Here is a 9,588-nt window from a genome sequence, read left to right as displayed (position 1 = left end):
CGCTTGGACTGGTGTCGATACTGGATACGATCACTCGGCTTAGCCGTATGACCTGAACCGCCGTATACGGAACCGTACGTACGGTGGTGTGAGAGGACGGAGGCCGCGAGGCCTCCTCCTACTCGATTTGTCCGTGATTTTTCAGGCTGAGCCTGCATCAAGTGCTGCAAATAACCGCCAACCCGTAGGAGCGAGCTTGCTCGCGAATGGCATCCGCAGCGTTCGCCAGCAAGCTGGCTCCTACAGGCCAGGCGTCAGTGCAGCTTGAGGCGCGGGTCGGTGCTGCGGCCGATGCGGTCGCTGAGCATCAGCAGGAAGGTGCGGAAGGTGCCGTACAGCGCCATCTGGTGCATGCGGTAGAGCGAGATGTAGAACATCCGCGCCAGCCAGCCTTCCAGTTTCACGCTGCCCATGAGGTTGCCCATCAGATTGCCCACGGCGCTGAAGCTCGACAGAGAAATCAGCGAGCCATAGTCCTTGTACTGATAGTCCGGCAGCGGCTGGCCCTGCAGGCGCAGCTTGAACGTCTTCACCAGCAGGGAGGCCTGCTGGTGCGCCGCCTGGGCGCGCGGAGGCACATTGCGATCGCTGCCGTCACCCAGCGGGCAGGCCGCGCAGTCGCCGAAGGCGAAGATGTCGTCGTCGCGGGTGGTTTGCAGGGTAGGGCGCACCACCAGTTGGTTGATGCGGTTGCTTTCCAGTCCGTCCAGATCCTTCAGCAGCGCAGGTGCGCGAATGCCCGCCGCCCAGACCTTGAGGCTGGCGGGGATCTTCTCGCCTTGTGCCGTCAGCAGGCCATCGGCGGTCACCTCCTTGACTGCCGCGCCGGTCATCACGGTGACGCCAAGCTTTTCCAGGGTGTGGTGCACCGGGGCACTGATGCGCTCCGGCAGGGCGGGTAGCACGCGCGGACCGGCTTCTATCAGGGTGATGCGCATGTTCTCTGGCTGGATGCGGTCCAGTCCGTATGCGGCGAGCTCGTGGGCGGCGTGGTGCAGCTCGGCGGCCAGTTCGACGCCGGTGGCGCCGGCGCCGACGATGGCGACGCTGATCTGGTCGTTGGCGTTCTGCTGGGCGTGGGCGCGCAGATAGTGGCTGAGCAGCTTGCGGTGGAAGCGTTCGGCCTGTTCACGGGTGTCGAGGAAGATGCAGTGCTGGGCCGCACCCTCGGTGCCGAAATCGTTGGTGGTGCTGCCGACCGCGATCACCAGGCTGTCGTAGGCCAGTTCGCGTGCAGGCACCAGTTCGCGCCCCTCCTCGTCGTGGGTGGCGGCCAGCTGGATGACCTTGCGCTTGCGGTCGAGCCCGCTCATGCGGCCGAGCTGGAACTCGAAGTGGTTCCACTTGGCCTGGGCCACGTAATTCAGCTCGTTCTCCGTGGAGTTGAGCGAGCCGGCGGCCACTTCGTGAAGCAGGGGTTTCCAGATATGGGTGAGGTTGGCGTCGGCCAGCACGATCCTGGCCAGGCCTTTCTTGCCGAGGGTTCTACCCAGACGGGTAGCGAGCTCCAGGCCGCCGGCGCCGCCGCCGACGATCACGATACGATGGGACATGGGAAAGTCTCGCAAGGCTATAGGAATTCTTGTTCGCCGATGGCGAGCGCAGGAGGCAGCTCATAGCACGAGTCGGCTCAGGAGGCGGCTGAGGATGCCCAGGGCGATGACGATGGCCAGCACTATCCACAGCAGGCGCCACGGGCGAAACGGCTGGCGCTCCACCTGGTGCTGGGGAAGGTTGAGGTACTGGTCGACCTTTTGCTGGTCTTCGGGCGTCAGGCGGCTGGGCATGGAGGCCTCGACTTTGGAGTGGCTGGCATTCTAGCCGGCGAATTCACAGGGGCTCAACGCGCGGCGGGGGATTTTTGCGTGCTGCACTCTACAGGCCGATGCCCACATCGAAAAGAATGGTCCGGCCAAGGTTGCTGCGCAGGAAGTCGGGCGCGTCCCGGTGGGCGAACAGCACCCGGGCGAAATTCGCTCCCACCAGCGACAGCGAACGCCAGCCCTGGCGCAGGTATTCCGTGGGCGGTGGAAAGGGGCTGTTGAAGTCCGGCGTGGCGCGCTTGAGATTGACGAAGGCCAGCAGGTCGAGGTCGCCGAGGTCGAGCCCGCGCTCGCCATAGTTGCGTGCCTTCTTGCGCAGGGTCGGTGCCAGGCGCGCCTGCAGTTCGGCGGCGGCGATGCGCTTGGGGCGGCCTTCCCGGCGCACCAGTTGGGCGAGGGAAAAGGCGCTGCGTCGACGCTCCAGCTCGGCACGCCATTCCTCGTTGAGGCGACGTCCCTCATCCAGTACGAAGAACACTTCGAAATTGGCGTCGCGAAATTGCACATCCGGGGGCTCCTGCCCGGTGCTGAAGTCGTCGAGTCGATAGGGCAGGTTCAGCGCCTGCAGGAGCCGCTGGCAGACCCAGCGCTCGCGTTCCCACTTGCGCGCATTCGACAGAAAATCGTTGGCTTGCTCGGCCTGCCGCGTCAGCAGGCGCAGATAGTCGGACTCGTTCATGTTCCGCAGCTTAGCCTTCCAGCCGGTGCTCTGTGTAGCCTGACGCGCCAGTGGCGACAGCGTCGCGACAAATGCGCGCAGCTAGTCTGGTATGGGCGCGGTGTAAACTTTCAGGACCTTTGCGGAGCTCGCCATGCGTATTCGACCCATCACTGCCGCCGATCATGCCGCCCTGCTCGCGCTCTGGCGCCGCACGCCGGGAATCCGCTTGCGTGCGGAGGACGAGCTGGAACCGTTCTGCGCCTATCTGCAGCGCAACCCTGATCTTTGCCTGTTGCTCGAGGATGACCACGGAGGCGTCGCCGGCAGCCTGCTGGTGGGCCATGACGGACGCCGAGGTTACCTGCAGCACCTGGTGGTCGACCGGCCGTACCGTGGCAAGGGCTGGGCCCGGGCTTTGCTGCAGGAGGCCCTGCGACGCCTGACATTGCTGGGCATCCGCAAGTCCCATGTGTTCGTCCTGGAAGATGCGCCGGAAGCACTGGCCTTCTGGCAGATGCAGCGGGGCTGGACGGAGCGTGAGGACATTCGGGTCTACTCGACCACTGGAGATTGAATCGATGCGGATTTGCCTTGGCTTGATCCTGGGTTTGCTGGCCACCTTCAGCCATGCCCTGGAAGTGGGAGAGCGGCTGGCGCCCTGGACCCTGCTGGATCAGTACGACCAGCCCTACAGCCTGGACGATGGGCTGCAGGTCCTGCTGGTGGCGCGGAGCATGGAGGGCGGCAAACTGGTGAAGGCCGCGCTGGAAGGGCAGCCCAGGGGCTACCTCGAAGCGCGCCATGCCGTGTTCGTGGCGGACATCAGCCGCATGCCGTCGATGGTCTCCTCACTCTTTGCGGTGCCCGCCATGCGCGACTACAACTATCGCGTCCTGCTGGATCGCGAGTCCCGCGTCGTCAGCCGTTATCCGGGTAGCGAGTCCGCCGTGCTCTGGCTGAGGCTTGACCACGGCAGGCTCACCGAGCAGAAGGCATTCAGTGACGCCGACGCCCTGCGCGCTGCGCTGGAGTCCCTGGCGCCGTGATCTCCGCCGAACTCCTGTCGACAGAAACCCTCGGGCTCGGCTGGGCGATCTACCTGCCCGCCGTCGCCTGGGCCGCATGGCGCGCGCCCTGGGTTGAACTGTTCAGCGATTTCCGTCGCCAGCACCTGCTGTTCGGCACTGTAATGGCGCTGTTCCTGCTCTGGCTGATGCGGCGGGATTTCGAGTCCGGTGTGTCCTATCACTTCATCGGCCTGACCGCCGTCACCCTGCTGCTGGACTGGCCGCTTGCCGTACTGGGCGGCCTGGCCGCGCAACTCGGCCTGGTGGCGCTGGGCAAGCAGGACCTGGCGGCCCTGGGCATCAATGGCGCGTTGCTGGTGCTGCTGCCGGTGCTGGTCACCGAGCTGTGCGCCAAATGGGTCGAGCATTACCAGCCACGCAATCTGTTCGTATACATCTTCTGCTGCGGCTTCTTTCCGGCGGCCCTGGCTGCATTGCTTTGCGTGCTGATCGGGCTGGGTTTGCTGTGGGTGGACGGGGTTTTCCCGATGCCGCCCTGGCTGGAGGATTTCATCGGCTATCTGTGGCTGGTGATGTTCCCCGAAGCCTTCATCAACGGCACGGCAGTGACCGCCCTGGTGGTGTTCTGCCCGGACTGGCTGGAAACCTTCAACCGCACCCGTTACCTCCAGGCCCCCTGGAAGGACGACGACTCCCGCTGATGATGGTGTTGCAGGAGCGAGCTTGCTCGCGAAGCTTTCCGGGGTATCGCCCATTCGCCAGCAAGCTGGCTCCTACAAGGTGATGATATGGCCCAGGTCGTAGGGTGCGCCGTGCGCACCGATTTCAGGCCCCGCCTCGCCACCCGGCCAAACCGCCGGTGCGCACGGCGCACCCTACCCGTTCAGCCTCATCCTGCCAGCCCGAGCATTCGAATCGTCGCAGCTTGTAGGTTGGGTCGGGCGGCGCTCCGCGAGGAACGAAACCCAACAGTTCGCGGCTGATGCCGGCCACGTCGGGCCTCGCTGCGCTCGGACCAACCTACAGGGTGTGGCGGTTGTTGTAGGAGCGAGCTTGCTCGCGAAGCTTTCCGGGATATCGCCCATTCGCCAGCAAGCTGGCTCCTACAAGGTGATGATATGGCCCAGGTCGTAGGGTGCGCCTTGCGCACCGATTTCAGGCCCCGCCTCGCCACCCGGCCAAACCGCCGGTGCGCACGGCGCACCCTACCCGTTCAGCCTCATCCTGCCAGCCCGAGCATTCGAATCGTCGCAGCTTGTAGGTTGGGTCGGGCGGCGCTCCGCGAGGAACGAAACCCAACAGTTCGCGGCTGATGCCGGCCACGTCGGGCCTCGCTGCGCTCGGACCAACCTACAGGGTGTTGCGGTTGTTGTAGGAGCGAGCTTGCTCGCGAAGCTTTCCGGGATATCGCCCATTCGCCAGCAAGCTGGCTCCTACAAGGCGATGATCTGGCCCGGGAGGCGCGGATCAATGCTCGCGCGGTGGCAGGTCGCCGGAGAAGAGGTCGTCTTCCAGGTTGTCGCCGGGGATGGCGTGTTCCTCGGCGGCCCAGGCGCCCAGGTCGATCAGCTTGCAACGTTCGGAACAGAAGGGACGGGAAGGGCTTTGCGGGCCCCATTCCACCGGAGCGCCGCAGGTCGGGCACTCCACAGTGACGGGTTGGCTCATGGCTGGCCTCCTCGTAGGGTCAGGTAGAAGTTGTGCAGGCGCTCCACTTCGGCGCGCAGCCAGTCCAGGCCGCGGTCGTTGAGCAGTACGTCGTGGGCGTGTTTCAGGCGTTCCTCACGACTGGCCTGGACCTTCAATATGGCTTGGACCTGCTCCTCGGGCACTTTGTCCCGTTGCATGGTGCGCTGGATCTGTATGGCTTCCGGGGCGTCCACCACCAACACGCGCTGGGTGAGCTGGTGCTGGCCGGACTCGACCAGCAGCGGCGAGACGAGAATGGCGTAGGGCGACTCGGCCCGCGCCAGGTACTGGCTGATCTCCTGGCGGATCAGCGGGTGCAGCAGGCTTTCCAGCCAGCGGCGCTCGTCCACGTTCTCGAAAATGCGCTGGCGCAGGGCGGCGCGGTCGAGCTGGCCGTCCGGCAGCAGGACTTCTCGGCCAAAATGCTCGGCGATCTTCGCCAGGGCAGGGCGGCCCGGCTCCACCACCCAGCGTGCGGCCTGGTCGGCATCCACCAGATGCACGCCAAGGTCGCTGAAATGGGCGGCTACGGCGCTCTTGCCGCTACCGATGCCGCCTGTAAGGCCAAGGATCCAGGGTTTGTTCATTTGAAACCGGCGAACTGCAGATAGGTCGCCGTTATTTGATCACCCCAGAGCAGCGCAATCCAGCCGGCAATCGCCAGGTAGGGACCAAAGGGGATCGGTGTGGCGGTGTCCTGATTGCGCAGGCGCAGCATGATCACACCCAGCACGGCGCCCACCAGGGACGACAGCAGGATGGTCAGCGGCAGCACCTGCCAGCCGCCCCAGGCGCCGAGCATCGCCAGCAGCTTGAAGTCGCCGTGGCCCATGCCTTCCTTGCCGGTCACCAGCTTGAACAGCCAGTACACCGACCACAGGCTCATATAGCCGGCCACGGCGCCCCACAGCGCATCCTCCAGGCTGGCGAACAGGCCCTGGCTGTTGAGGATCAGGCCAAGCCAGAGCAGCGGCAGGACCAGCGCGTCCGGCAGCAACTGATGATCGACGTCGATCATGCTCATCGCCAGCAGGCCCCAGGTCAGCACCAGGAAGGCCGCAGCCTGCCAGCTGAGACCGAAATGCCAGGCGACATAGGCCGACAGCAGGCCGCAGGCGAGTTCCACCAGGGGGTAGCGCTTGCTGATGGGCGCCTTGCAGGAAGAGCATTTGCCGCCAAGCGCCAGGTAGCTCACCAGCGGGATGTTCTCCCAGGCGCGAATCTCATGGCTGCAATGGGGGCATCGGGAATTCGGCAGAACGAGATTGAACACCGGCCCCTTGGGCTCGGCCGGCAGGCTCAGCGCCTCGCGGGCCTGCTCCTGCCAGTCGCGGAACATCATCTGCGGCAGGCGATGGATCACCACATTGAGGAAGCTGCCCACCAGCAAGCCCAGCAGGAGCACGCATAAAACAAAGGCCAGCGCATGGCTGGCCAGAAAATCGATCAACTGCATGTTTAGACGACGCTGCCCAGCTGGAAGATGGGGAGGTACATGGCGATGATCAGGCCACCGACCAGCACACCGAGCACGGCCATGATCATGGGCTCCATCAGGGCGGTCAGGCCATCGACGGCGTTATCCACTTCCTGTTCATAGAAGCTGGCGACCTTGTCGAGCATATCGTCCAGAGCGCCTGACTCTTCGCCGATGGCGGTCATCTGCACCGCCATAGCTGGGAATACGCCAGTGGTGCGCATGGAGAAGTTCAGTTGCATACCGGTGGAAACGTCCTGTTTGACCTTGAGAACAGCGTTTTTGAACACCACGTTGCCGCTCGCGCCTGCAACTGAGTCGAGGGCTTCTACCAACGGCACACCAGCGGCAAAGGTGGTCGCCAGCGTACGGGCAAAGCGGGCCACGGCCGATTTATAGAGGATGTCGCCAACGATCGGGAGCTTCAGCACTGAGCGATCAGTCCAATCGCGAAACTTCTCGGAGCTCTTGTGCGCGCGTTGAATAGCGAAACCCGCGACGAAGAACAACACAAGCACGACAAACCACCACTCCTGAAGTATTTCCGAAAGCCCAATCACCATCAGTGTGAACGCGGGAAGCTCCGCTCCGAAGTTCTCGAAGACCATCTCGAACTGCGGCACAACCTTGATCAGCAGGATTGCTGAAACAACGATGGCAACAACGATCACCGCGATCGGATAGTTCATCGCCTTCTTGATCTTGGCCTTCAGCGCCTCGGTCTTTTCCTTGTAGGTGGCGATCCGGTCCAGCAGCGTTTCCAGTGCGCCCGCCTGCTCGCCGGAGTCAACAAGGTTGCAATAGAGTTCGTCGAAATACTCAGGCTTCTTGCGCAGGGAGTTGGCCAGGCTGTTACCGGCGGATACTTCCTGCTTGACCTCGTTCACCAGGGTACGCATGGCCGGCTTCTCGAAGCCTTCGCCGATGATGTCGAACGACTGCATCAGCGGAACACCGGCCTTCATCATGGTGGCCATCTGCCGGGTGAACAGCGCAATGTCCATGGGTTTGATCTTCTTCCCCGCGCTCAGCAGAGAAGTAGACTTCTTGCGCACCTTGATGGGGTTGATGCCCTGCTTGCGCAGCTGGGCCTTCACCAGCGCCGGGTTTTGCCCGCTGAGTTCTCCCCTGACCTTCGAGCCTTTCTTGTCCGTACCCTCCCAGACGAAGGTGCTGGTTTTAAGCGCTTTTTCCGCCATGGTTAATCCTTGGTCACGCGGTTGACTTCCTCAAGGCTGGTGATGCCATTCATGGCTTTCACCAGGCCGGAGGTTCGCAGGTCATTGAAGCCATCGCGGCGCGCCTGCTGGGCGATCTGGATGGAGTTGCCTTCTTCCATAATAAGCTGCTGCATGGCCGGCGTGATTTTAACCACTTCATAAATACCGACTCGGCCCTTGTAACCCTGGTTGCAGTTTTCGCAGCCCACCGGGCTGTACAGCTTGAAGCTGCCGATCCGCTCTTCCGGGAAGCCTTCCTTGAGCAGGGTTTCCCGGGGAACCTCATGTTCCTTCTTGCAGTGGTTGCACAATTTGCGTGCCAGGCGCTGGGCAATGATCAGGTTCACCGAGGTGGCGATGTTGAAGGCCGGCACGCCCATATTGCGCAGGCGGGTCAGGGTTTCCGCGGCGCTGTTGGTGTGCAGGGTGGACAGCACCATGTGGCCGGTCTGCGCGGCCTTGATGGCGATTTCGGCGGTTTCCAGGTCGCGAATCTCCCCCACCATGATCACATCCGGGTCCTGACGCAGGAAGGCGCGCAGGGCCTGGGCGAAGTCCATGCCCTGCTTGGGGTTGACGTTGACCTGGTTGACGCCTTCGAGGTTGATCTCCACCGGATCTTCAGCCGTGGAAATATTGATATCCACAGTATTGAGGATATTCAGGCCGGTATAGAGGGAAACCGTCTTGCCAGAGCCGGTGGGGCCGGTCACCAGGATCATCCCCTGGGGTTGCTTCAGGGCTGCGAGATAGAGTTCTTTCTGGTCCTCTTCGTAACCGAGGGAGTCGATGCCCATCTGCGCACTGGTGGGGTCGAGAATCCGCATCACGATCTTCTCGCCCCACAGGGTGGGCAGGGTGTTGACGCGGAAGTCGATGGATTTCGCTTTGGAAATCTTCATCTTGATCCGCCCATCCTGGGGCTTGCGGCGCTCGGAAATATCCAGTGCCGCCATTACCTTGAGTCGGGCAGCAATGCGGCTGGCCAACTGGACAGGTGGCTTCGCCACTTCATGCAGCATGCCGTCGGTACGGAAGCGCACCCGGTACGAGCGCTCATAGGGCTCGAAGTGCAGGTCCGAAGAGCCGCCGCGAATGGCATCCAGCAGCATCTTGTTGACGAAGCGCACCACGGGGGCATCGTCGACATCCACGCCGACTGCGCCGTCTCTTTTGTCATCATCGACCGCTTCGACATCAACTCCATCCAGATCGACATCACCCAGGTCCTCCATGCCGCTGTTGGCGCTGTCGAAGTACTTCTCGATGGCGTCGCCTAGCTTGTCGTCCTCCACCAGGATGGCTTCGGTGTTCAGGCCGGTGCTGAACTGGATGTCGGTAACTGCCTGGTGATTGGTGGGGTCGGAAATGGCGACGAACAGTTTGTTGCCTCGACGCCAGAGGGGTAGGGCCCGGTGCTGCCGAATCAGCTTCTCACTGACCAGTTCCCTGGGCTGCACATCTCTATCGATGGAACTCAAATCCAGGAATGCGACGCCGAACTGCTCCGCCGCCATCTCGGCCAGGTCCCGACTCTTCAGCAGCTTGTTCTGCACCAGGTAAGTAATCAGTGGAATCTTGTTGCGCTGTGCCTGGGTGTGGGCCTGAAGTGCGCTGCGTTCATCCAGCAGATTGGTGAGAACCAGCTGTTTGGCAAGGCCGGAAAGCGTGGGTGAAGTCTCGGTCATGA

General features: G+C 62.9%; 11 protein-coding genes. 3 read left to right on the top strand and 8 right to left on the bottom strand.

Annotated elements, in window-relative coordinates; all coding sequences use genetic code 11:
- Positions 1-254: 254 nt before the first annotated feature.
- From ACFW0B_RS02100 to ACFW0B_RS02090, 3 genes are all read right to left on the bottom strand, one after another.
- Positions 255-1,553, bottom strand: a complete 1,299-nt coding sequence (locus tag ACFW0B_RS02100; RefSeq protein WP_449146289.1) for an NAD(P)/FAD-dependent oxidoreductase — start codon at positions 1,551-1,553, stop codon at positions 255-257.
- A gap of 60 nt (positions 1,554-1,613) precedes the next feature.
- A complete protein-coding gene (locus tag ACFW0B_RS02095) occupies positions 1,614-1,787 on the bottom strand; it encodes a DUF3094 family protein (protein WP_069082234.1) in 174 nt (57 codons plus the stop codon).
- A gap of 88 nt (positions 1,788-1,875) precedes the next feature.
- The gene (locus tag ACFW0B_RS02090; RefSeq protein WP_449146288.1) at positions 1,876-2,502 is read right to left on the bottom strand and encodes a DUF1780 domain-containing protein; all 627 of its coding nucleotides are present in this window, start codon (positions 2,500-2,502) and stop codon (positions 1,876-1,878) included.
- 133 nt (positions 2,503-2,635) lie between these two features.
- Between ACFW0B_RS02090 and ACFW0B_RS02085 the strand changes: the two genes are divergently transcribed.
- Genes ACFW0B_RS02085 through ACFW0B_RS02075 form a run of 3 tightly spaced genes read left to right on the top strand, consistent with a single transcriptional unit; the run spans position 2,636 to position 4,213 of the window.
- Positions 2,636-3,058, top strand: a complete 423-nt coding sequence (locus ACFW0B_RS02085; protein WP_449146287.1) for a GNAT family N-acetyltransferase — start codon at positions 2,636-2,638, stop codon at positions 3,056-3,058.
- A gap of 4 nt (positions 3,059-3,062) precedes the next feature.
- Positions 3,063-3,530 carry an FAD/FMN-containing dehydrogenase gene (locus ACFW0B_RS02080; protein ID WP_449146286.1) on the top strand — a complete coding sequence of 156 codons (468 nt, stop codon included), beginning with the start codon at positions 3,063-3,065 and terminating at the stop codon, positions 3,528-3,530.
- Positions 3,527-4,213, top strand: coding sequence for an energy-coupling factor ABC transporter permease (locus tag ACFW0B_RS02075; protein WP_449146285.1), 687 nt, complete (start codon positions 3,527-3,529; stop codon positions 4,211-4,213). The genes ACFW0B_RS02080 and ACFW0B_RS02075 overlap by 4 nt, the downstream gene beginning before the upstream one ends.
- 766 nt (positions 4,214-4,979) lie before the next feature.
- On the opposite strand, the gene yacG is transcribed toward ACFW0B_RS02075, so the two are convergent.
- From yacG to pilB, 5 genes are read right to left on the bottom strand one after another with little or no spacing between them, the layout of a single operon-like run.
- Positions 4,980-5,180 carry a DNA gyrase inhibitor YacG gene (gene yacG / locus ACFW0B_RS02070; RefSeq protein WP_151131890.1) on the bottom strand — a complete coding sequence of 67 codons (201 nt, stop codon included), beginning with the start codon at positions 5,178-5,180 and terminating at the stop codon, positions 4,980-4,982.
- Positions 5,177-5,788 (bottom strand): dephospho-CoA kinase, encoded by a 612-nt coding sequence (gene coaE / locus ACFW0B_RS02065; RefSeq protein WP_449146284.1) that lies wholly within the window; start codon positions 5,786-5,788, stop codon positions 5,177-5,179. The genes yacG and coaE overlap by 4 nt, the downstream gene beginning before the upstream one ends.
- The gene (locus ACFW0B_RS02060) at positions 5,785-6,657 is read right to left on the bottom strand and encodes a prepilin peptidase (protein WP_449146283.1); all 873 of its coding nucleotides are present in this window, start codon (positions 6,655-6,657) and stop codon (positions 5,785-5,787) included. The genes coaE and ACFW0B_RS02060 overlap by 4 nt, the downstream gene beginning before the upstream one ends.
- A 2-nt stretch (positions 6,658-6,659) precedes the next feature.
- A complete protein-coding gene (locus ACFW0B_RS02055) occupies positions 6,660-7,877 on the bottom strand; it encodes a type II secretion system F family protein (RefSeq protein ID WP_449146282.1) in 1,218 nt (405 codons plus the stop codon).
- Between the two features lie 2 nt (positions 7,878-7,879).
- On the bottom strand, positions 7,880-9,586 hold the full coding sequence (pilB, locus tag ACFW0B_RS02050; RefSeq protein WP_449146281.1) for a type IV-A pilus assembly ATPase PilB: 1,707 nt from the start codon (positions 9,584-9,586) through the stop codon (positions 7,880-7,882).
- Positions 9,587-9,588 lie beyond the last annotated feature (2 nt).

The organism is Metapseudomonas phytobenefica (genome assembly GCF_043392685.1).
In the GTDB taxonomy this organism is placed as follows: Bacteria; Pseudomonadota; Gammaproteobacteria; order Pseudomonadales; family Pseudomonadaceae; genus Metapseudomonas.
Note: the sequence above shows the minus strand (reverse complement) of the source record. Positions and strands in the feature narration are given on the sequence as shown.